We start from the raw sequence: 22,133 nt of genomic DNA, 5'->3' as shown, positions 1-22,133 counted from the left end.
AGAAGCCCGCACGTAAGTATGGGCGGAACACGCAACAACTGAGTTTCGCCCTTGCTAACGCGCAGGCTTCCACAAATGCCGCGTAAATTCCAGCCAAACGAAGTATGATTTGCAAAGAATTGTATAGGAATTTGCTTGATGGATTGTTTACATACTTTGATAGATATTATGCGTCGTTAGATGGAAATTGTGCATCTATGGATTGACAAGTTCCGCCCAGAGTTTATCCATGCTCATCGGTCAACGAATATTTACAATCAACCGATGTAAACACTCAATCTATACATTTAATATCTGCATTATACGATTGAGCTATCACATCGATAGATGCATTTATTGCATCTACTTACCGGTGAAACGAGCAGAAATCCTTCGGTTCGCTGCCTGCTCGGTAGGTTTTGGCTTGTTTGTCGGGGCAATTTATGGTGGCTCGCATTCCTGTTAGCGGACAGATCATCACTGTTATACTTCCCGTCTCATCGGCGGGCGGGCGCTGATCTTTCTGCTGTTTATTTGATGGAGGCTCGCTGCCGTCCTGCCAGGTCTCGTCAAGAGGCGTCGGGCTGCGTGACGGGTTTACGCTCGTATCGAGGTCATCAACGTCGTCCGCAACCTCCACCAACGCACGAGTCGGCATAGTTCCAGCTATAAAAAATTCGATACGGCGAAATTCCGCTGGAACATCCGTCACATAGATCTCCGGCTCGGGCGTCGGCTCGTCAAAGTCAGGCATGTCGGGATCTTTTGGCCGCTTTGGAGTTGGCGAAGGCGTCGGGCTCGGCTCGGTTGTCGCGTCTAGTTCGCGAATGAGCGCACCGTTGCGAATATCGATCTCGGCTTTTCGAAGGTTCGCCGGCATCGTCCAGTCGCCGTTCCATTCGGGATGCATCCGCAAGGCTTCCTTCATAAAATCCGCCCACACCGGCATCGCCGAATCGGAGCCTTTCATTCCAAGGTCATCGCCGTTGTCAAAACCGACATACACCACACAAACGAGTTCGGGCGTAAAACCTGCGAACCATCCATCGCGCGAAGTTCCGGTCTTTCCCGCAAACGCAGTCTTGCCGGCATTGTTACGAAAGCCCCAACTCTGCGCCTGAGCAGCAGTGCCGCGATTTATGACGTCCTTCATAATGTCGTCCATGATATATGCGACATCAGGACGAACAACATTTTTACGATCAGGTGGCGGAGCAGTTTTGGTGCGGCCATCGCCTGTGGTGATCCGCGTGATCGGCATCGGCAGAACGCGGTCGCCGAGATTGGCGAACATCGTATATGCCGTCGCAACCTGAAGCGGTGACGCCTCAGCCGTGCCGAGAGCCATCGAAGGATAGGCTTTTTCGACCTTTGGAAAACCTGCTTTGGTCGCAAGATTCATGACCTTGCCGACGTTTATCTGCATTGCGATATCAACCGTTATCACGTTCTTGCTTTTGACCAGTGCGTCACGCAGCGTTGTGTCTTTGTTAGAGAAAAAGTCGCCGAAATTTCCCGGTGTGTAAGATTCCTGATTGAATGTGAAAGTCTTTTTCTCGTCCTTGAAAATGCTTGCTGCCGTGAACTGCCGAGTGCTGGAATCGTAAGCCGAATTGATCGCCGCTGCATAAACGAAAGGCTTAAATACCGAACCAGGCTGACGCATAGCATCGGTCGCACGATTGAACTGGTTCGCCAAATAATCGCGTCCACCAACCATCGCGACGATCTCGCCCGTCTTTGGCCTGATCGCGACCAGAGAAGCGTTCAAGCCTTCTTTTTTGGGGAAATGTTTATCGAGTCCGGCAAGCCGTTTGTTGACGATCTCATAAGCCATCCGCTGAAGATCAGGGTCGATAGAAGTGTAAACCCGCAGATGCTGAAGGGCTTCGGGATCGTTGACCAGCTTAGGCAGTTCCTCGATCGCATATTGCGAAAAGTACGGCATTCCTTGAAGGTCTTTTGCGTTCGATACCTGTTTGAGTTCGATCGGGAGATCGCGATATTCGGCAAGCTGCTCGGGCGTTATTTCGCCCGTTTTGGTCATCGACTCAAGGACTTGATTGCGGCGTTCCTTTACACGGTCGGGATTTTTGTAGGGATTGTAACGATTAGGGCTGCGAATGATACCGGCGATAAACGCGGCTTCCGGAACGGACAGTTGCGAAACATCTTTACCAAAATACGCACTCGCTGCTTCCCCAACTCCGTAGATCGAAACACCCGACTGCTGGCCGAGATATATCTGGTTCGCGTATAGCGTAAATATCTCCTGCTTCGAAAGCCGCGTTTCTAGGATCAGCGACATGTATGCTTCAGTTACTTTGCGCTCGATGGTCTGTTCGCGGGTGAGCAGAAGATTCTTTACAAGCTGCTGCGTGATAGACGAGCCGCCCTGATTTGCAAGCGGTGAGTTTTCGTCGCCTTCGTAACGCCGCCAAAGAGCACGCGCAATACCGCGAACGTTTACACCGTAATGCTCAAAGAACGAACGATCCTCGGTGTTTGTTATCGCTTTTACGAGGTGCGGCGGCAGATCGGCGAATTTTACGGTCTTTCGACGGCCATCGCCTTCCGCGGCAATTGAACTAAGAATTTTTGGTTCAAGTTTTACTTCATTGAGCTGAGTATTCGCGTCTCGATCACCGATACCCGCCACCGTCTTGAGGTCCCTGCCAAATTTGACTGTCAGCGATGGAAAAACCTTTTTACCATCGATAGTTGCGGTCATTCCTGGCTCAATACCAACGATGTCGCCCTCGACCACATAACGGCTGCGCGAGGCATCTGCCTGATTGTTTCGCTCAATGTAACCGGCTGACTTCAAATACTCAACCAGTTCGGGAATCGTCAAGGCTTCGCCGGTCTTTAATGTCTTCGGTGCTGAATAAACTCCAGCAGAAGGAGTAAACACTTCGCCGCTCAATAGCTTTTGATCGATCCGGCCTGAGAAATCAAACCAAAAGTAGGTAAGCGTCAGAAAAATGCCAAGCAGCACGAACAGGCTCGCCGCGAGCGTCCATCTATTAAAGAACAGCCTCAAAAGACGCCGGAAACGCGAAGTCGGCGGTGCCTGATATGAGGAAGTCTTGCGCCGGGCCTTTACCCAGCCTTTTGGCGGCATCTTCGATCGGTTTGATCTGACTGATTCGTTATCCTGCATCTACGGGTTGGAAATACAAAGACGAAGTGAGATTATCACTTTGGCGAGAGCCACGATTATTCTAACGAGTTTTGCCATACAATGTCGAACTAATTTCAGTCTATGAGCGTCGGCATCTATTCCACGATAGCCAAGATCACAAGTCGCAAGCTGGTTTTTGCGGCAGTCATCGTGTGCACGATGATCACGATCGGGGCAGTTGGATTCAAGTACTTTGAGCAATTTTCGTGGCTTGACAGTTTTTATACATCCGCCCAGACCGTGACGACAGTCGGTTACGGCGATCTCGCGCCAACTACTGCCGCGGGTCGCATTTTTGCGATCCTTCTAATGCTGACGGGCGTCGGAACTGTACTATTTGGCTTGACGCTGCTTGCACAGGCCGTGATCCAATCTGAAATGGTCATGTCACTGGGTAATCGCCGTATAATCAAAGAAATGGAAAAGTTAGAAGGCCACTATATCATTTGCGGAGCGGGACGCGTCGGTCGCCGAATAATCCGCAGCCTCGAACGCCAAAATCTGCCACACGTCATTATTGAACGTAGCGAAAATCGGCTGTCCGAGCTCGATCCGGACAGTTCGCACGTCATTGTAGGCGATGCGACATCTGAAGAAAATTTGACCAAGGCAGGAGTAAAACGTGCACAAGGCCTCGCGAGTTGTCTGCCGGATGATGCGGCGAACATCTATGTCGTATTAACAGCGCGCGGTCTTAATCCAGATCTTCACATCGTCGCACGGGCTGTCGAAGAACAAGCGGAACCAACCCTCATCCGTGCAGGTGCAAGCCGTGTTGTTGCCCCGACCATTATCGGCAGCCAATCAATGGCGAGAGCTTTGCTCAAACCCGCTGTTGCGGACTTTATGGATTCGATCGTCGCGGAGACGCACGATCTGGTATTTGAAGAAATGGCCGTCGACGCAACTTCGCCCTATTCCGGTCAATATCTAAAGGACACAAATATAATGAGTGAACTTAGTCTCATCGTTGTTGCAATTCGTCGAAAGGATGGTGAATTGGCGTTTCAGCCAAAGGGTGACACAAGAATTGCGAACGGCGATCTGCTCATTGTGATCGGCAAGGCAGAATCGGTTCAGCGGCTTGTCGAGACAAACAAGCAATGAAGATATTGGTTACAGGCGGCAGTGGTTTTTTGGGAACACATGTCAGGCAGATATTTGACGCCGACGATCTATCGCGGCGTTCAAATCTCGACATTCTGAATATACAGGATGCAGCAATAGTGCGTGATTACGATGTCGTGATCCACCTCGCTGCTCATCTCGATAAATCACCTGAATCAGCCCGACAGGTGTTTCTCACCAACGTCGAAGGCACGGTCAATCTCCTGCGTGAGATCAAAGAAAACGCCGTGTTCATATTCGCATCCACGAAGGACGTCTATGGACGTTTCGCAGACAACTATTTCGAGGTTCCCGAGTCTTGCCCGACACTCTATGCCGGACAATCCGCACTCGAATGGTCAAAACTCATCGCCGAGAGATATGTCGAATATTATGCCCACGCAAGGAATTTCCGTTCATGCATCTTCCGGCTCTCGACTGTTTATGCCAGTGTCAGCGAAGGCAACGCACCCAACTTTGTCGGCCATTATGTTGACGCGATAAACAAAGGCGAGCGTTTGCAATTACAAGCGAACGGTACGCCTCGGCGCGATCTGCTTCACGTTGATGATTTTTCAAGAGCATGTTCTGCGTTCACTGAATCGGTGATTCGACACGGCCTATACAACCTCGGCGGCGGAGCCAGAAACGCATTGACGTTAAGTGAACTAGTAGCAAAGATGGAACAAGTTTCAGGCTTTAAGGCAGTGATCGACAAAGAAAACCCACTGCCAGCCCCGATACCGATGAACTACGTCACAGACCTGAATCTCGTAACTCAAGAACTAGATTGGTCGCCGACTGTTGAACTTACTGAAGGTTTGGAAACACTTTTTTAACGCAAAGACGCAAAAGAGCAAAGACGCAAAGGAAGACATGAATACGTCAAACCGATCATTTAGTTTTTTCTTTCCTTTGCGTCTCTGCGTCTTTGCGACTTTGCGTTAAAAATTCTGGTGGAATGAAAATAATCGTACGCGGAACAAATTGGATAGGCGATGCGGTGATGTCGATTCCGGCTTTGCGTGAGCTTCGGCGCATTTTTCCGGATTCGCATGTTTCGCTGCACACGCGTTCTTGGGCCGAAGGTTTGTTTAGGGATGCAGATTTCATTGATGACCTTGTGACCTTTGAAAAGAACCGTTGGAAGATCAAGGACGTTTACGATAATTCGCAATTTCTGCGTGACGACGGATATGAACTTGCTGTGCTATTTCCAAATTCGTTCGAGTCGGCAGTTACAACTTTCTTTTCTCGAATTCCTCGCCGCATTGGTTATAACAAAGACGTTCGTGGCCTGTTGTTGACCGATCCGGTCGCGGTTCCCGAATGGAAGAACCGCAAGCACGAGGTTTTTTATTACCTAAATCTCGTCGCCGAAGTCGAGCGGCGAGTGCTTGGCCGCGATACGGTTTCGCAAGCGATCCCAAATATCGATCTCAATATTTCGGAAGAGCGAAAGATCGAGGCACGAAGGAAACTATCCGATCTCGGCGTTGATCTCTCTACAAAAACCATTGCCCTCGGCGTCGGCTCAACGAACTCGCGAGCAAAACGCTGGCCTGCCGAGCGGTATGCAGAACTTAATGACAAGCTTCAAACCGAAATGGATGTTAATGTCATTTTGGTCGGGTCGGAATCTGAAAAAGATGTTTCGGACGAGGTCATCAAGCTCAGCAATATAAAACCGATAGACTTAACAGGAAAAACCGATCTCGCCGAAGCGGTTGCGGTGCTTTCCGTGATAGATCTTTTGATCTCAAACGATATGGGACTTGCACATGTAGCTCCGGCGGTCGGCACTTCAACGATCGCGATCTTTGGCCCGACAAATTCTGAAACAACGCGGCCATATTCATTAAATGCCGAGGTTATTAAGAAAGATGTCGATTGCTCTCCGTGTATGCTACGCGATTGTCCGATCGATCATCGCTGCATGACTTTGATATCGGTCGATGAAGTTTTCGAAGCGGCAAAACGCAGGTTAGCCGATGAAGGAGAGAATATGAATAAGCAACCAGCAGTATTTCTTGACCGCGACGGCACGCTGATCGAAGAGGTGAATTACCTCTCGCGAGTTGAAGACCTGCGCCTATTTCCATTTAGTGCCAGTGCTGTTCGATCGCTAAAAGATGCAGGTTTTCTCGTTATCGTCGTCACAAATCAATCGGGCATCGGCAGAGGCATTTACACCGAAACCGACATGCACTCGATCCACGAAGCCATACAAGCCGAGCTTTCAGGAGCGATCGACGCTTTCTATTTCTGTCCCCATCTGCCCGACGCCGGCTGCCGCTGCCGCAAGCCTAATATAGGAATGATCGAATCAGCGATGGCTGATTTTGATATTGATATTGAGAGATCGTGGATGGTCGGCGATAAAAAGATAGACGTTGAAACAGGCTTGGCAGCAGATCTTAAAAGTGCTTTAGTGTTAACAGGTTACGGCAATGAGCATCAATTACTACTCGAACACGAACCGAACATATTAGCTAATGATCTGAAAACGGTCACGGCCGCTATACTGGATGATACGTTCTAGCTGTTGGCAGCCGGTATCAGATTCTCCCAAAATCATCTTCCAATCTAATAATATCGTCCTCGCCGAAATAATCGCCGGTCTGAGTTTCGATGAGAATCAGTGTTTCGGAAGTGTCAGAGTTTTCGATCCTGTGGGCATCTCCACAAGCGACATCGAGCGATTCACCGGTTTTTAGTAGAATTTCACTGCCGTTTAATGTTACTTTAGCTATACCGCGCACGACGTACCAATGTTCTGCGCGGCGCGCGTGTCTTTGGTAACTTAGACGTTTACCGGGCAAAACCTCGATCCTCTTTACTTTGTAATCAACTGCTTCGTCGATCACGGTAAAACTGCCCCAAGGCCGTTGATCGTGTTCGGGCGAATTGTTTTGAACTTCGATTGTTTCCATTTTGCTTCGCTGCAAGTATGTTCAGTTTAGACGAAAAGGACGAATCAGCCAATTCCCGACAGATACAGAGAATTCAAACGCTCATAATCGGGCGTTTGATGGCGATCTTTTTGCTGCTCGTAACGAGCTGGTTCTGGTACAGCGGCACGTTCAAGCTGTCGTTTGACACATTTCCGCAAGGAGTGTTTCTTGCTTTTCTGATCTCGGTCGGGCTGACGATCGTTTATTTTTTCCTGCTTCGCCTAAGCAAAGATCTCAGATGGCAGATCCGCACACAGTTTGTTCTCGACGCCCTTTTGATTACTTGGCTAGTTTGGCGGACAGGAGATCTTACATCGCCTTACATTACGCTCTATATTGTTCTCATCAGTGTAGCGAGTTTTTTCCTGAGGCCGCTCTCGACGCTTCTGATGGCGATGGCCTGTTCACTGCTGTTTATAAGCTTGGCGATCTTGACCGGCAATGCCGTGATGGAATCTTTCGGCACGGCACAAGCAACAGGTAAGGCTGTCCAGATCGTCAGTTTTCATGTAGTTGCATTTCTGGTCGTAGGCCTGCTTGCGTCGAGATTGTCCGATAGGCGAACTTCCGGCGAAGAGTTAGCTGAGACTGCAAAAACCCTCGCCAACCTCCGCGTCCTGCACGAACGCATAGTCGAATCGATCCGCTCCGGTCTGATTACGACCGATCTCGAAGGTAATATATATACATTCAACGCTGCGGCGACGGAGATCACAGGATATCGATTGGACGAAATGCAGGGAAAATCGATCAGTTCCCTTTTTGGTGATATTCGCGAATCCACTAACCTTTCGCTCGCAGCGGCCGGCGAAGGTGAGCAATTGCCGCGTTTTGAGACAGATCTTTTGACTCCTGAGGGTTTTGCGGTGCGTATTGGTTACAGTGTTTCGCTCCTTTTGTCTGAGCTGCATGAGGCTTCGGGGCTGATCATCACATTTCAGGACCTTACCGATATTCGTTCGATGGAGGAAAGCGTTCGCCGCAAAGATCGCCTTGCTGCCGTTGGACGCGTTGCTGCAGGTTTGGCTCATGAGATTCGGAATCCTTTGGGAGCTATGCGCGGGGCGATACAGGTGCTTGAATCAAAGATACCGATGGGTTCGGTTGAAACAGGCTTGATGGACATAATTCTTAAGGAGTCTGATCGCCTGAACACTATTATTACAAACTTCCTCGGATACGCGCGTCCGATGGCGGCGACATTTTCTGACACCAATGTCGGCGAAGCTATAAACGATACGATCACGCTTTTAAAACACAGCCCCGACGTTAAAGAAAATCACAAATTAAAGCTAAATATCGAAGAAACGCCTGTCATCATTTCGGCGGACATTACGCAGTTGAAGCAGATATTCTGGAATCTGGCACGAAACGCTCTGCAGGCCATGCCTGATGGCGGCGAACTGGCGGTTGGCGTTGATTCCGTGCCGAACAATCGTATCCGCATAACTTTTGAAGACACAGGCATCGGAATGACGCCGGATCAGGTCGAGCAGCTTTTCGAGCCGTTCTCGAATTCGACGACCGGCGGCACAGGACTTGGGCTTTCGATCGTTTATCAGATAGTAAAAGATCACAACGGTGCGATAAATGTTCGAAGCCGCGAAGGCGAAGGCACGGTAATAACCGTCGATCTGCCAAAGGAAAACCGAAGAAAGGCCATGGAAGCGGCAAATGGCAATAAAACCGATGGTCAGCCATCGAAACTTACTGAGTTTTTGAAAGTTTCGGACAATAAGTAGCGGGCTGGAATGGATATTTCTCTTGAACAAAGCAATCATAATTTGTCACAATAGAAATAGCGGCTTTACCGCATCCATTCCCCTTTTATAGCGAATCAACATTTCTCCATGCCAAACATACTAATCGTTGACGACGAGCAAAGTTACCGCCAGCTTTTGAGCCTTGTGTTCGAGACGGATGGCAACAACATCCGCACGGCAATGAACGGGCGGCAAGCCTTGGAACTGCTTCAGGAAGGCCCGGCGGACATTATTATATCGGACGTAAAAATGCCCGATATGGACGGTATCGAGATGTTGAGGGCTGTTCGTGAGACTTTGCCGGATATTGGCGTGGTTCTGATGACCGCCTTTGCGTCGGTCGAAACGGCTCGCGAGGCGTTCAAGCTAGGGGCGGATGATTTTATTACAAAGCCGTTCGATGTCGAAGAATTAAAGCTGATCGTAAAGAAAACGCTTGAAAAGCAGGCGTTGATAGACGAAAACCGTGCTTTCAAGCGTGCGCAGCGCGAGCGCGGCAGCGTAAAGAACATTGTCGGCACTTCGGGCGTGATGAATGCGATCTTTCAGATGATCGAGACCGTTGCCGAGGTGCAGTCAACTGTTCTAGTGACCGGCGAAAGCGGCACTGGAAAGGAGTTGGTCGCGAGGGCGATCCACGATCTGAGCCCGCGTGCCGAAAAGCCTTTTATCTCGATAAATTGCGGTGCTTTTACCGAAACGCTGCTCGAATCCGAGCTGTTCGGCTACATGAAAGGAGCGTTCACTGGTGCGAACGCCAACCGCAAAGGCCTGTTTGAAGCCGCGCACGGCGGGACGATCTTCCTCGACGAGATAGGTGAAATGTCACCTGCTATGCAGGTCAAGCTGCTTCGTGTTCTGCAGGAAAAGCGTGTAAGGCCCGTCGGTGCTCATGACGAACTGTCGATCGACGCCCGCGTAATAGCCGCGACCAACCGCGATCTCAAGCAGATGAGCGAAGAAGGTACGTTTCGCGAAGACCTTTTTTATCGTGTATCGGTGATACCTATACATTTGCCGCCGCTGCGTGAGCGTACCGAAGACATCGCCCAGCTTATCGATCATTTCTTAAAGAAATTCTGCGATCAGGCGGGCAAAACGTTGACGATCTCGCCGAAAACCATAGTTATTCTTGAGAATTACGCATGGCACGGCAATGTTCGCGAGCTTGAACACACTATCGAACGAGCCGTCGCGCTCGAACGCACAGGCGAGATACAGCCCGAACAGCTTCCCGATCATATAACTAATTACAATCCGCAGCGTATCAAAGCCGAGTTCGATCTGCCCGAAGCAGGCATCGACCTCGTCAGCCATCTCGACAACCTCGAAAGGACCTACGTTGTCGAAGCCCTCCGCAAAACCGCCGGCAACCAAACCAAAGCCGCCGATCTGCTGCATATACAAGTCCGCTCGCTACGCCACTTACTTGATAAACACAGCATACGAAGCCTTTCCGCTCAAATGCGTTCTTCCGATTAGATCAGCAATTGGCGACAGAACGCGGCTTTGCCGCTCGATGTGCGGAAAAGCTATGCTTTTCCGAATAGACCTTTATCAAAATCCTGCGGCTATGCCGCCGCTTTTACGAAAGCAGCGGCATAGCCGCAAACATTTGAGTTGAACTTCGGAAAAGCATAGCTTTTCCGCAAATCGACGGGCAAAGCCCCGAAAACAAATAACATTGACACTTTTTGTTACCTTGTAGATACCAAAAACTGTTAAAACAGGCCTTCCAAACGATCTCACGGCACTTATCCACGCTTGACCTTAGAACATATCGCCGCTCTTAACCTCTTTACTCTCAGCACTTAGCACTCTCACAACTCTCCAAACTCCCTTGTGGCACGGGTATTGATAATAGAGCAGTGGCCTGGGAAAGGTACATATTTCGAATACTTTAGGAGATTGTGAATTTAACATGAAAAATCAGAAAGGTTTCTCGCTTATCGAACTTTTAATCGTTGTTGTGATCATCGGCATTATTGCTGCGATCGCTATCCCTAACCTGCTTGCTGCACGTCGTTCAGCTAACGAAGGATCGGCAGTTTCAGCTATGCGTACATTGCATGGTGCTCAGATGACCTATGCTTCGACATTTGGTAACGGACAGTATGCCGGAACAACCGCTCTTTCGGGTGGTGGTGTAACAGGTGCTTTGGGTGCTCTTGCTACCAACGGTCTTGTTGACGGCGTTCTCGGAACGGGAACAAAGGCTGGCTATAACTTCCAGGGCTTGAAGGCTGACTCGACCACGCTTATCCCTGCACAGTTCATGTACACGACCATACCGACGACCACGACCGGCATTACACAGACCGGTTCGCGTAGATTCGGTGTCGCGACAGAAGGTGTGATCATGGCGGATACGACTCTGACCCAGTTCGCAACCATCTTGGCCGTACAGGGCGGAACACCGCTTGGTAACTAATACGGTTAACACTTAATCCCACAAAGAGGCTGCCTGATTCAGGCAGCCTCTTTTTTTGTTCAGAGTTACGCGTTTACGCGTGAAGATAACGGCTTTTGGGCCGTTCGGGTTTACTTTGGCTCGTTCGGGTTAACATTGGGCTTGATCAGGTTAACTTTTGGCTCGTTCGGCCTAACTTTGGGCTTGTTCAGGTTAACTTTTGGCTCGTTCAGCCTAACTTTGGGCTTGTTCAGGTTAACTTTTGGCTCGTTCAGGTTAACTTCTGGCTCGTTCGGGTAAACTTTGTGCTTGTTCAGGTTAACTTTGGGCTTGTTCAGGTTAACTTTGGGCTTGTTCAGGTTAACTTTCGCAATAGTAGAGTTAATTTTGCCAAGAATTAAGTTAACTTTCGCATTAGTTAGGCGAATTTCGGCTCTGTTCAAGCCGCTTCTATTGCGTTTCAGCCAGTATTCATAAGGTTTCGGTTGGAATTTGGGCCTTCAAGACGTCCTCCGCCGCCTTCCCGCGTCTTCGTGTCCCTCGCCGAGCGGTGAAGCTATGCTTCACCGTGAGCCTAAATATCTCTTTGCGGCTACGCCGCCGCTCTTGCGGTTATTCAAAGACGGCGGCACAGCCGCAAAAAACTAGTGGAGCACTCTCGGAAAAGCACAGCTTTTCCGCTTGGCAACCGGCACACGAGGCTAATACCTCCCGCGAAACATAACTCACGCCGGAAATGTCTTCAATAACGTATCAGAGTCGTGGTAAAATTAAACTAGCCGCTCGGCTACGCTCTACAAAATTCCCCCTCGCAGACAATGCACCCTGACACAGCATATTTACCGGCATCGGACTCTGGACGGCTAAGCGGATTTTTAATGCCGGCGCTGCTGGCGTTCGCGCTTTTGGCGATATTGTATTCGCTGCCAAAGCCGGCGATGCAGGTAAACCAGCCATTTAAGGCAGAACTGCTGTTGTCGGTCTTTTTGATGGCGTTCTTTGCGTTGATGCAGCGAGGCCGGACGCTCGTTCTCTCGGCTCCCGCGAAGGTCATCGCCTGCACCGTCGCAGCCTTTATATGCTGGAGCGCCGTTTCCGTCTTCTGGGCAGCGTCGTTCGGCGGCGTCGCACATCATACGCTGCTGTGGGCGATGTATCTGATCATTTTCGTGATCTTTACCGGCAAAGCATGGCCCGCCGCCAACCTGCGATTTATTATCACGACCTTTGCCATCGCCGCGCTCATTCTCGGCCTGCTGTGCTTTTTTGATTATCTTTCGATCAGGGAGTTTTCGAGCGCCGAAGGCAACATACGCATCAGGTACGGCAAATACGCCGAACTGCTCGTCACCATCGCGCCGCTTCTATTCGCCGCCGCCATCTACGCCCGCAACCGTCGGCACATGGCGTTCATTCTCGTGACGGCTTTGTTGAGCTGGATAACCGTAATGCTCTCGCTCAGCAAAGGCGCGTTCCTCGCCGGGATCATCGGTTTCGCAATTTTCTTTGCCGCGTCCTTTGCTCTATCGGCAAAGATACTTCGAAAACGCGTTGCTCTGTTCGCCGCCATCTGGCTCGCCGTTACCATCGGCACGCAGGTTTTCTTCTCGTTCTTCTCCGCCGTTCCTTCGACGACGAGCTACATCACCGGAGCCGCCGATCAAACACGCAGCACTTCGACGATGCGAATATTTACCTGGAGCGTCGGTCGACAAATGACTCGCGACAACTGGCTGGTCGGCGTCGGAGCAGATAATTTTGGCGTCGCATTTAATAAGGAACGCATCCGCTATCGAGAGACGCACCCAAACGAAACGTTCGCCGAGATCGCCGAAGATTATCTAGTCGAACGCGCCCACAACGAACCGCTCCAAGTCCTGTCAGAACTAGGCGTCATCGGTTTTGCGCTGTTCGCTATGCCATTTATTTTGGCGGCGATGTATTTCATTAAAAAGTTTCTGCACGAAAGGCTGCGATCTTCACCGTTCCTGTGGGCCGCGTTTGCCGGAATGGCCGCGTTCGCCGTCAGTTCGCAATTCAGTTCGTTCTCTTTCCGCTCCGCACAAAACGGCGTCGTGTTCTTCATGGTGTTCGCCGTCGCAATTAACCAACTGCGCAAGTCTCACGTCAAAACAACGACCGATCATCGCCCCGTTGTTGCACTAAGCTGGCTCGCGATAACGCTGATGGCAGCATTTTGCGCGACGAAAGTCTTCGCGCAATATCACACTTACATGGGCGAGCGTTCGGAAAACTCCAGCATCGCCAACAGCCATTTCCAAACCGCCGTCAAAGCCGATCCCGAATACGCCGGAGCATACTTATCACACTCCGGACTTGCCATCAGAGATTCCGATCCTTCGACGGCAGCGCAATTAACGCGAAAGGCCATCGATCACGGCGTCGGCAGCGTCACGGTCTATTCGCAACTGGCAAAACAGCAAGTTAAGGCCGGAAACATCGCCGCGGCAGAAGCAACTTATCGCGAAGCACTTTCGATATATTCGCGCTCAGTTTATATGCACATGGAGTTTGCGATCTTTCTCGAAGATCAATCCAGGCCCGACGCCGCAGCAGAACATGCCGCGATAGCCCGCTCGATCGATCCGCGTCAGGCTTTGGGTTGGTACCTCATCATGCGCGAAGGCAGCGTCCGGACTTTTTACAAATCGCGGCAAGATCAAAGCATCACGCCGCCCGCTGAGCTTGTGCCGCCGACGGCAGTTCTACAATATGTTGATAAAGCGCCCGGAACCTGATCGGCGTTTTTTATGATAAAATAATTTGACGCAGAGCAATGTCTTGGGCTGCGATTCAATCAAACAAAAAAGATGTCCAACGAAGGAACAGGAACCCTGCCCCGAATCTTCGCCATCGCGAAAAATGCGTTTCGCGAGGCCGTTCGTGATCGCATCCTCTACAATCTGATACTGTTCGTCCTGCTCATCACCGCGAGCGCGATCTTTCTCGGCGAAATGACCGCCGGGCAAGAAGCACGCGTGATCGTAAATCTCGGGCTTAGTTCAACTCTCATCTTCGGCACGTTCATCTCGATCTTCGTCGGCGTCAGCCTCGTTTGGAAAGAGATCGAAAAACGAACCATCTACGCGATCTTTTCAAAACCAGTAGGCCGCGGCGAATTTATCATCGGAAAATATCTCGGCCTCTGCCTAACGCTGTTCGTAAACGTCGCCGTGATGGGCATCGGCGTCTCACTCGCTCTGCTCTATGTCGGCGGACGGCAATTTGCGGTCTCGATCTGGCCGGCGATCTTTCTGATATTTCTCGAACTAACCATACTAACAGCCGTCGGGATAATGTTCTCATCATTCTCCACACCTGCTCTCTCCGCTCTGCTCACATTTTTCATCTTCGTGATCGGCCACTTCAGCGCAAGCCTGCGTGACCTCGCCCAGGCACTTGGATCGCAAACGGCGAAGGTGGTCTTCGACGCCATTTATTATTTGGCGCCTAACCTTGCTCACTTCAGTTACATAACCGAAACCGCCAACGGCATCGCCGCACCGCCATCGATGTTCGGCGGAGCATTACTCTACGCTGTCGTCTATGACATTATCCTGCTGACTATAACCATCGTTGTTTTCAGACGCCGCAACTTCAAATAATGAGATCGAACGTTTTACAAAAGATACTGCTGCCCGCCGCGATCATCATCGCAGGTTTTGCAGCCGTGTTTTTTCTAAGCGATCTCACGACGAACGCCCGTCCGCAATTGCCAGATGATTATGCAGATTCGGATCTCACCATAAATGGATCAAAGCTCAAGGGTTTTGCCTTTGGAATGGAAGGCCTGATCGCGGATATGTATTTTACGCGTTCGCTGCAGTACATCGGCGACAAGGTGGCAAAGTCTAAATCCGATTTTATCAATGTCGAGGACCTTCGCGATCTGAATCCGCGATTGCTGTATCCGCTTCTCAAAAATGCGACCGATGTCGATCCGCATTTTATTGCAGCGTATTCATTCGGAGCAATGATAATGCCCGCCATCGACGCTGAAAAAGCCGTGGAATTAGCTTCCACAGGAATTGCGAACAATCCAAACGAATGGCGTCTCTATCAGCATCTCGGTTACATATATTGGCGTCTGGGCCAATATGAAAAAGCTTCCGAGATCTACGAAAAAGGATCGCAGATCGAAGGTGCCGCATCGTTCATGAAGATAATGGCCGCTTCGATGAAAACCAAAGGCGGCAGCCGCGAAACGGCACGGGCCATCTATCGTCATATGCTCGAAGGAGCAGAAGACGAACAAACGCGAATCACCGCAGAAAGAAGGCTCAAGGAAATTGACTCTTTCGACGAACGCGACGCTGTCGATCGCATCCTTGCAGAATTCAAAGAGAGATCTGGCCGCTGTGCAAACAATCTGGCTGAGATATTTCCAATGCTGGCGACAATAAAACTGCCGTCGGGCAAAGACTTTCGCATCAACAAAGCAAACCAACTCGTCGATCCGACTGATGCACCCTACATTCTCGATAAAAATAGCTGCGTCATAACACTCGATATAGAACGTACCGGATTGCCGGATACTCGTACGACCCAACGCTAATAATATGGAATACGCCGTTGAGATAAAAAATCTGTCTAAGGACTATGAAACAGGTTTCTGGAAAAAGAAGCGTGTGCGTGCTCTCGATGACCTGACGCTGAACGTTCGGCCTGGCCAGATCTTCGGCTTTCTCGGCGGCAACGGCGCAGGAAAAACGACGACGATCAAAACTCTCATGAGCCTGATCTTCCCTACTGAAGGTTCGGCAAAGATCCTCGGCCATGACATCTCAGATGTTCAGATGCACCGGCGCATAGGCTATTGTCCAGAGAATCCCTATTTTTACGATTACCTGACCGCACGCGAACTAATGAATTATTTTGGCGAGCTTTTTGGTTTCGATGCCGCAAAACGCAAAGACAAATGTGAGCACCTTTTGGACGCGGTCGGACTCGCCGAGAAAGATCGCAGCAGACAGCTTCGTAAATATTCTAAAGGAATGCTGCAGCGCGTCGGCCTCGCTCAATCGCTCATCAACGACCCTGAAATAGTCTTTATGGACGAACCCATGAGCGGCCTCGATCCGGTGGGAAGACGCGAAGTTCGCGAACTCATTGCCGGCCTACGCGATAAAGGCACAACCGTTTTTATGTCAACGCACATTCTATCCGACATCGAAGCTCTGTGTGATGAGGTCGCAATATTACGCGGAGGCAAACTTTCGGCGTTCGGCAATCTCAACGATCTCCTTGCTACGGACGGCCAATCTCGCGCTCTCGAGATCAGCGTTCAAAATGTCACAGCCGATGCCATTCGCGAAAAGATCGAATTCATTTCCGGTGCAACACTCGCTCCAAAGCCGAGCGGGGCAGTCATACATGTCCTCGACGAAAGAGACATCGACGCTGTGCTCGACATCACCCGCCAAGCCGGCGGCCATCTCGCGTCAATTCAACCAGTAAAACAGTCCCTTGAAGAATTATTTGTAAAACAAACTCAGTAGCAGAGGCCCGCTCGTTAGCAAGGGTTGCATTAAATTATTTCTCAACCCTGATAGCAGTCACTTTCCACCGGATATTAGCGCGGTCGTCGTCTTTTGCAAAGCCGTCGAGCGATAACGTAACAGGAATAGTTTGGTCAGGTTCGAGTCGCGGAACCTGCGTGGGAACAACGAGAATGCGTTTTTCCTTTAAGACCTTTTCAAATTGAGTGACGACACTAACGTTGATCTCAAGTGCATTCAAAGTTCGCGTGCCCTTGTTGCGTATCTTTCCGTTGATAAACATCGAGATCGTTCCAGTCGCCATCGGCGATTGTATCGTGTTCGGGTCGGTGGAAATAATAATGTCCTTTGTGAGATCCGCAAATTCCGGCGAGCCTTCACGTAATGTGCCTTCAAGGATCTTTGCAGTCTGATCTTCTATCGAGGGCTTGAACGACAAAACCCAGATCGCAGTTCCGATCACGACTGCACCGATCAACAATGCCGCAACAAATACCTTATTAATGCCCTTTTTTTCCTCAGGTTTGAACAAATCTTCCATCTATTAAGAAGTTTAACGCAGAGTCCGCAAAGAACGCAGAGAAAAAGCTGTTTATCTTAGAAATATATCCGCATACTCAGCGGTCTCCGCGTGTAGATCTAATTACAAACTTAGACAACACATCTCGGCAAAATGTTCCCCGATACGGTATCATTTTGTCGAAATGTCCACTTCAAAGGCAAAAACTTCACCGCTGCCTACATTTGTAGAGGCTGTTCTGCCGGTTCCGCTTCGACGTGCTTTTACATACAGCGTTCCGAAAGAGATGCAGGATGTAATAAAGATCGGTGCTCGGCTCAAGTTGCCATTTGGACGGCGAAATCTGGTTGGTTACGCCGTCGGACTTCATGTTGAGCTTCCCGCAGATGTCGAGATCGACGAATCCAAGATCAAAAATATCATCGAAGTAATGGACGAGGAACCGCTCATTACACCCGAAATACTTAAACTCACGCAATGGACGGCGGACTATTACGCCAGCTTTTGGGGCGAAATGCTCAAAGCGGCTTTGCCTGCCGGCCTGAATTCCGAAAAAGTGCGCTCAAAACGCCGCAAGGCCGTTCGGCTTTTATCGACCGTTCCTGACGATGACAAACCGCAAACCGACCAGCAGGAATGGATCATCGACCTGCTCTCGTCAAACGGCGGCACGATGTTGTTTACAGAAATTATCGAGCAAGCCGATGTGGGAGCGTCGCCGATAAATACTCTTGCAAAACGCGGGATGGTCGAAGTATTTGTACAGGACGTAAGACGCGACCCTTTGGCCGGAGCGGAATTTCCTGACCGCGAAGACTTTACGCTGACGGACAAGCAACAAACGGCACTGGATCATATAACAACGGCCCTAAAGAAAGATGGTGAATTCAAAGCGTTTCTTCTTCACGGCGTGACTGGAAGCGGCAAAACCGAGGTTTACATTCGCGCAATGCAGATCGCATTGGAAACTGGAAGATCTGCATTGATGCTGGTGCCGGAGATCGCTTTGACGCCTGTTTTTTCAAGGCGGTTGCGAACTGTATTCGGTTCGGACGTGGCGATATTGCATTCAAATTTGTCGCAAGGCGAGCGCTTTGACGAATGGACGCGAATCCGACGCGGCGATGCTCGCATAGCAATCGGCACACGTTCGGCGGTGTTTGCCCCGCTTGAAAACATCGGCCTCGTGATCGTCGATGAAGAACACGATGCGTCCTATCGGCAGCACGAGTCGCCTTTTTATAACGCTCGCGATGTCGCGGTAATGCGTTCACATTTTGCGGGTGCGGTTGTCGTTCTCGGTTCAGCGACTCCGGCGATGGAATCTTTCTACAATGCCAAAACCGGGAAATATACCTATCTTCAATTGCCCGAACGCATAGGCGATCTTGGCTTGGCGGATGCTCAACTTATCGATATGCGCGAGGTCTTCAAACGCGTGGGCAAAGATGTCGCACTCTCGCCGGAACTGCTTGAGGCTATCAAAACAACGCATGAAAAAGGTGAGCAAGTCATCATTCTGCTCAACCGACGAGGCTTTTCGCAATTCGTCTTGTGCCGAACGTGCGGTGAAACGATGAAGTGCAAAAATTGCGACATTACTCTCACTTTTCACCGACGCGACAACAAACTGATTTGTCATTACTGCAACTATCGTGAAAAAGTGCCAGAGGTTTGCACGCACTGTCAGAGCGAATTTTTGTATTTTGTCGGTGAAGGAACTGAAAACATTTCTGATCAACTCGAAAAGAAATTCCCTGCAATGCGCATTGCCCGCGTTGACCGAGACACGATGTCGCACAAAGGCGAGATCGACGAAGTGCTGCTCAAATTCGCAGCGGGCGGCATTGATATGCTCGTCGGCACGCAAATGATTGCAAAAGGACACGATTTTCCAAATGTAACGCTCGTAGGCGTGATCTCGGTAGATATTGGTTTGGGCTTACCGGACTTGCGAAGTGCCGAGCGAACGTTTCAGCTAATCACTCAGGTTGCGGGCCGTTCCGGAAGAGGAACTCGTTCGGGCAAGGTGCTGATTCAGACTTATTATCCCGAACATTACGCTCTGCGTCACGCAAAAGAACAGGATTACGATGGATTCTATAAACAGGAAATAAAATTCCGCGAACGTCTGGGATATCCGCCGTTTTTTGTGCTGGCATCGATCATGATAAAGCACCGCGACCTTGCCTACGCATCAAAAAATGCTAATATCTTGCGGCGTTCGCTCGATGCGGCAAATACGGCAAAAACCTCTCGCATCCTCGGCCCTGCTCCGGCTTCTCTGTCTCGTCTCAAAAACGAATATCGCCTTCAAATAATAATCAAAGCTGTCAGCCGCAGATCATTAAGAGAAACTCTTGACATCGCTCTCGCCGACGCAGAACACAACGGCTGTGATCTGCGGTTCGTGTACGTCGAGATAGATCCGGTAAATTTAATGTGATTAACCAGCAGCCTTCGAAGTCATTCCCGCATCAGTCATCTTGACCTGAGCATAGACCTCGGTAAGTGAAAGTTTGCAATTGATCGATTCGAGCGAGATCACGTCTTCACGTTCATCGTAGATGCGATAGATCCACTGCTTAGCGTTTTGGCGGGCGTAATGCTCGATGCGCATTTCGCTTTCATTGACGAGCAGGCATTCCTTGATCTTCGGGATGGCGAGAAAGCCCTCAAGCTTTTGCGAACGTCCTCCGAATTTAGCCATTGTCGAAGATATCTCAATAACGACAGTCGGATTTAGAAGCAATTCGGCACTTGCATCGCTAAATTCAGGTTCTCCGCTGACCACAACAACGTCAGGAAAACAAATCGAACTCGTACCTAAGCGAACCGGCATATCGCCGCCGTAGACTTCGCTTGTGCCGCGATGAACACGGCTGCCGATCGCGACAATAAAATTGGTCGCGATAATATTATGCCAGCGGTTTGCAGCTTGCTTCGGAGCTATGCTCCCATCAAGGAACTCATTTCTAATCAGTTCTCGTCGTATTGGTGAGGTCCTTTGCTGCTTTCCGGCGGTCGGGTCTGACGTTGGCTGGGTCATAATGTATTTTTTGCTCCTATCGATTTAACAAATGAGACCATAGAAAACCAATAACAAAGACTGCGGGCTTTGCGTGGGCTAATTTGTTTGTAAAAATAGTGTGACACACGCGCTGGGCGCGTATCAAGGAAATTTTGATGAAACTTGCCGAATTGGCCACAGCAACCTTCTCGACTATAGAGCAGGGCTCGCCTGACCTTGAGATCACCTCAACCGCAGGATTGGACCTTGCGGGCAGCGGCGATATTACTTTCCTCGCCAACCCAAAATATCTGCCGCACATCAAGGAAACCAAGGCTTCTGCCATTTTTTTGAATGACGGCGTTGCCATTGCACGCGACGATATAGCGGTGCTGCGAGCAAAAGACTCTTACCTGGCATACACCAGAGCGATGCACTTGTTCTTTCCGGCAAAGGATCTCAAACCTTTTATTCATCCGACGGCTGTTATAGACGAAACTGTAAAAGTTGCAGATAATGTCGAAATTCACGCAAATGCGGTAATCGGTGCGGACTGCGTGATTGCTGACGGTGTGCGGATCATGCCAAATGTGACGGTCTATCCAAACGTCACCATCGGCGAAGACTCGATCATACATTCCGGCGTGTCGATCCTAGAGAACTGTGAGATCGGGCAACGCTGCATTGTTCAAAATAATTCCACGATCGGCTCGGACGGCTTCGGATACGCTAGAGACGAAAACAAACACTGGCTGAAAATACCCCAAACAGGCAGGGTCATTCTCGAAGACGATGTCGAGATCGGTGCCAACACGGCGATAGATTCCGCGTCTGTCGGCGAAACGCGAATAAAACGAGGAGCCAAGATCGATAACCTAGTCCAGATCGGACATTCCTGCACCATTGATGAGAACGCACTTATATGTGCCCAAACAGGTCTCGCCGGAAGTTCGCACATTGGCAAACGAGTAATCTTGACCGGCCAGGTTGGTATCGCCGGTCATTTAAAAGTAGGCGACGACGCTGTGCTTACAGCCAAATCCGCCACTTCACACGATGTCGAACCGGGCAAAATAATGTCGGGAATACCGGCATTTGAAAACCGTGATTGGCTCCGCTCGACCGCAGCTTTTCGCAAACTAGGCGAAATGGCACAGCGTCTAAGGAAAGTCGAAAAACAAGTTTTCGGCGAATAGTCACTTTGCGTTCTTCGCTCCTTTGCGTGAAAATTTTTTACATATGGAAACATCGGAATCAGGCTACGACATAACACCATTATCAGCCGAAGCCATAGAACGTCTCGCCCAGGACCTCAACGAAGAAGAATATCGGATTCTCCTGGACCACGGCACCGAACCGGCGTTTTGCGGGACGTTGCTCGACAATAAAATTGACGGCACTTACGCCTGCCGTTTGTGCGGGCTGCCACTGTTCAGTTCGAGTGCCAAGTTTCATTCAGGCACGGGCTGGCCTTCGTTCTACAAACCCTTCGACAAAGACCACCTGACAAACATCGAAGACAACAGTTACGGCATGCGCCGCGTCGAGATTCGCTGCGCAAGATGCGGCGGCCATCAAGGCCACGTCTTCCCCGACGGCCCTCCGCCAACCGGCCAACGTTATTGCCTAAATTCAGCGTCACTTGAATTCTTTAAAGAAGGCGAGGAAATCCCGCAAAAGAGTTGAG

General features: G+C 50.1%; 17 protein-coding genes and 1 pseudogene. 13 read left to right on the top strand and 5 right to left on the bottom strand.

Annotated features, from left to right (window positions below):
- Nucleotides 1-346: 346 nt before the first annotated feature.
- On the bottom strand, nt 347-3,142 hold the full coding sequence (locus IPL32_13665) for a PBP1A family penicillin-binding protein (GenBank protein ID MBK8466871.1): 2,796 nt from the start codon (nt 3,140-3,142) through the stop codon (nt 347-349).
- A 102-nt stretch (nt 3,143-3,244) separates the two neighbouring features.
- Between IPL32_13665 and IPL32_13660 the strand changes: the two genes are divergently transcribed.
- The 3 genes from IPL32_13660 to waaF all read left to right on the top strand — a co-directional run bounded on the left by IPL32_13660 (nt 3,245) and on the right by waaF (nt 6,812).
- Nucleotides 3,245-4,270 (top strand): potassium channel protein, encoded by a 1,026-nt coding sequence (locus tag IPL32_13660; protein MBK8466870.1) that lies wholly within the window; start codon nt 3,245-3,247, stop codon nt 4,268-4,270.
- Nucleotides 4,267-5,109, top strand: a complete 843-nt coding sequence (locus tag IPL32_13655; GenBank protein ID MBK8466869.1) for an NAD-dependent epimerase/dehydratase family protein — start codon at nt 4,267-4,269, stop codon at nt 5,107-5,109. Before IPL32_13660 ends, IPL32_13655 begins: the two co-directional genes overlap by 4 nt.
- Before the next feature lie 122 nt (nt 5,110-5,231).
- The gene (waaF, locus tag IPL32_13650) at nt 5,232-6,812 is read left to right on the top strand and encodes a lipopolysaccharide heptosyltransferase II (protein MBK8466868.1); all 1,581 of its coding nucleotides are present in this window, start codon (nt 5,232-5,234) and stop codon (nt 6,810-6,812) included.
- A 16-nt stretch (nt 6,813-6,828) separates the two neighbouring features.
- Here the strand turns inward: waaF and IPL32_13645 are convergent, their stop codons facing one another.
- A complete protein-coding gene (locus IPL32_13645) occupies nt 6,829-7,203 on the bottom strand; it encodes a phosphomannose isomerase type II C-terminal cupin domain (protein MBK8466867.1) in 375 nt (124 codons plus the stop codon).
- 17 nt (nt 7,204-7,220) lie between these two features.
- Here IPL32_13645 and IPL32_13640 point away from each other — a divergent pair, with 17 nt between their 5' ends.
- From IPL32_13640 to IPL32_13630, 3 genes and pseudogenes are all read left to right on the top strand, one after another.
- Entirely contained in the window at nt 7,221-8,966 is a 1,746-nt protein-coding gene (locus tag IPL32_13640; GenBank protein MBK8466866.1) for a PAS domain S-box protein, read from the top strand.
- A 108-nt stretch (nt 8,967-9,074) separates the two neighbouring features.
- Nucleotides 9,075-10,469, top strand: a complete 1,395-nt coding sequence (locus IPL32_13635; protein ID MBK8466865.1) for a sigma-54-dependent Fis family transcriptional regulator — start codon at nt 9,075-9,077, stop codon at nt 10,467-10,469.
- A gap of 439 nt (nt 10,470-10,908) precedes the next feature.
- Nucleotides 10,909-10,992: pseudogene (locus IPL32_13630) on the top strand (prepilin-type N-terminal cleavage/methylation domain-containing protein).
- A 536-nt stretch (nt 10,993-11,528) separates the two neighbouring features.
- On the opposite strand, the gene IPL32_13625 reads toward IPL32_13630, so the two are convergent.
- A complete protein-coding gene (locus tag IPL32_13625; GenBank protein MBK8466864.1) occupies nt 11,529-11,840 on the bottom strand; it encodes a hypothetical protein in 312 nt (103 codons plus the stop codon).
- Between the two features lie 375 nt (nt 11,841-12,215).
- Between IPL32_13625 and IPL32_13620 the strand changes: the two genes are divergently transcribed.
- The 4 genes from IPL32_13620 (at nt 12,216) to IPL32_13605 (ending at nt 16,916) form a co-directional block, all read left to right on the top strand.
- On the top strand, nt 12,216-14,156 hold the full coding sequence (locus tag IPL32_13620) for an O-antigen ligase family protein (GenBank protein MBK8466863.1): 1,941 nt from the start codon (nt 12,216-12,218) through the stop codon (nt 14,154-14,156).
- A 72-nt stretch (nt 14,157-14,228) separates the two neighbouring features.
- Complete coding sequence (locus IPL32_13615) at nt 14,229-15,023, top strand: ABC transporter permease subunit (protein ID MBK8466862.1); 795 nt, start codon at nt 14,229-14,231, stop codon at nt 15,021-15,023.
- A complete protein-coding gene (locus IPL32_13610; GenBank protein ID MBK8466861.1) occupies nt 15,023-15,973 on the top strand; it encodes a hypothetical protein in 951 nt (316 codons plus the stop codon). Before IPL32_13615 ends, IPL32_13610 begins: the two co-directional genes overlap by 1 nt.
- Before the next feature lie 4 nt (nt 15,974-15,977).
- Nucleotides 15,978-16,916 carry an ABC transporter ATP-binding protein gene (locus IPL32_13605; protein ID MBK8466860.1) on the top strand — a complete coding sequence of 313 codons (939 nt, stop codon included), beginning with the start codon at nt 15,978-15,980 and terminating at the stop codon, nt 16,914-16,916.
- A 34-nt stretch (nt 16,917-16,950) separates the two neighbouring features.
- On the opposite strand, the gene IPL32_13600 is transcribed toward IPL32_13605, so the two are convergent.
- A complete protein-coding gene (locus tag IPL32_13600; protein ID MBK8466859.1) occupies nt 16,951-17,457 on the bottom strand; it encodes a hypothetical protein in 507 nt (168 codons plus the stop codon).
- A 163-nt stretch (nt 17,458-17,620) separates the two neighbouring features.
- Here IPL32_13600 and priA point away from each other — a divergent pair, with 163 nt between their 5' ends.
- Nucleotides 17,621-19,882 carry a primosomal protein N' gene (gene priA, locus IPL32_13595; GenBank protein ID MBK8466858.1) on the top strand — a complete coding sequence of 754 codons (2,262 nt, stop codon included), beginning with the start codon at nt 17,621-17,623 and terminating at the stop codon, nt 19,880-19,882.
- Here the strand turns inward: priA and IPL32_13590 are convergent, their stop codons facing one another.
- Entirely contained in the window at nt 19,883-20,485 is a 603-nt protein-coding gene (locus IPL32_13590; protein ID MBK8466857.1) for a Uma2 family endonuclease, read from the bottom strand.
- Between the two features lie 137 nt (nt 20,486-20,622).
- On the opposite strand from IPL32_13590, the gene lpxD reads away from it, so the two are divergent.
- Together lpxD and msrB are read left to right on the top strand one after the other, a co-directional pair.
- On the top strand, nt 20,623-21,642 hold the full coding sequence (gene lpxD, locus IPL32_13585) for a UDP-3-O-(3-hydroxymyristoyl)glucosamine N-acyltransferase (GenBank protein MBK8466856.1): 1,020 nt from the start codon (nt 20,623-20,625) through the stop codon (nt 21,640-21,642).
- A 43-nt stretch (nt 21,643-21,685) separates the two neighbouring features.
- Nucleotides 21,686-22,132, top strand: a complete 447-nt coding sequence (msrB, locus tag IPL32_13580; GenBank protein ID MBK8466855.1) for a peptide-methionine (R)-S-oxide reductase MsrB — start codon at nt 21,686-21,688, stop codon at nt 22,130-22,132.
- Nucleotide 22,133: the final 1 nt, after the last annotated feature.

Origin of the sequence: Chloracidobacterium sp., from assembly GCA_016711345.1 — a bacterium.
Classification (GTDB): domain Bacteria; phylum Acidobacteriota; class Blastocatellia; order Pyrinomonadales; family Pyrinomonadaceae; genus OLB17.
The sequence above is the reverse complement of the archived record's forward strand: the minus strand, read 5'-3'. Positions and strand labels throughout refer to the sequence as shown.

What these genes read in the sequence shown, in the direction of transcription:
- IPL32_13605 (MBK8466860.1), top strand. Translation starts at nt 15,978, where the DNA reads ATGGAATACGCCGTTGAGATAAAAAATCTGTCTAAGGACTATGAAACA.
- IPL32_13660 (MBK8466870.1), top strand. Translation starts at nt 3,245, where the DNA reads ATGAGCGTCGGCATCTATTCCACGATAGCCAAGATCACAAGTCGCAAG.
- IPL32_13590 (MBK8466857.1), bottom strand. Translation starts at nt 20,485, where the DNA reads ATGACCCAGCCAACGTCAGACCCGACCGCCGGAAAGCAGCAAAGGACC.
- waaF (MBK8466868.1), top strand. Translation starts at nt 5,232, where the DNA reads ATGAAAATAATCGTACGCGGAACAAATTGGATAGGCGATGCGGTGATG.
- priA (MBK8466858.1), top strand. Translation starts at nt 17,621, where the DNA reads ATGTCCACTTCAAAGGCAAAAACTTCACCGCTGCCTACATTTGTAGAG.
- IPL32_13600 (MBK8466859.1), bottom strand. Translation starts at nt 17,457, where the DNA reads ATGGAAGATTTGTTCAAACCTGAGGAAAAAAAGGGCATTAATAAGGTA.
- IPL32_13620 (MBK8466863.1), top strand. Translation starts at nt 12,216, where the DNA reads ATGCACCCTGACACAGCATATTTACCGGCATCGGACTCTGGACGGCTA.
- lpxD (MBK8466856.1), top strand. Translation starts at nt 20,623, where the DNA reads ATGAAACTTGCCGAATTGGCCACAGCAACCTTCTCGACTATAGAGCAG.
- IPL32_13655 (MBK8466869.1), top strand. Translation starts at nt 4,267, where the DNA reads ATGAAGATATTGGTTACAGGCGGCAGTGGTTTTTTGGGAACACATGTC.
- IPL32_13635 (MBK8466865.1), top strand. Translation starts at nt 9,075, where the DNA reads ATGCCAAACATACTAATCGTTGACGACGAGCAAAGTTACCGCCAGCTT.
- IPL32_13610 (MBK8466861.1), top strand. Translation starts at nt 15,023, where the DNA reads ATGAGATCGAACGTTTTACAAAAGATACTGCTGCCCGCCGCGATCATC.
- msrB (MBK8466855.1), top strand. Translation starts at nt 21,686, where the DNA reads ATGGAAACATCGGAATCAGGCTACGACATAACACCATTATCAGCCGAA.
- IPL32_13665 (MBK8466871.1), bottom strand. Translation starts at nt 3,142, where the DNA reads ATGCAGGATAACGAATCAGTCAGATCAAACCGATCGAAGATGCCGCCA.
- IPL32_13640 (MBK8466866.1), top strand. Translation starts at nt 7,221, where the DNA reads ATGTTCAGTTTAGACGAAAAGGACGAATCAGCCAATTCCCGACAGATA.
- IPL32_13645 (MBK8466867.1), bottom strand. Translation starts at nt 7,203, where the DNA reads ATGGAAACAATCGAAGTTCAAAACAATTCGCCCGAACACGATCAACGG.
- IPL32_13615 (MBK8466862.1), top strand. Translation starts at nt 14,229, where the DNA reads ATGTCCAACGAAGGAACAGGAACCCTGCCCCGAATCTTCGCCATCGCG.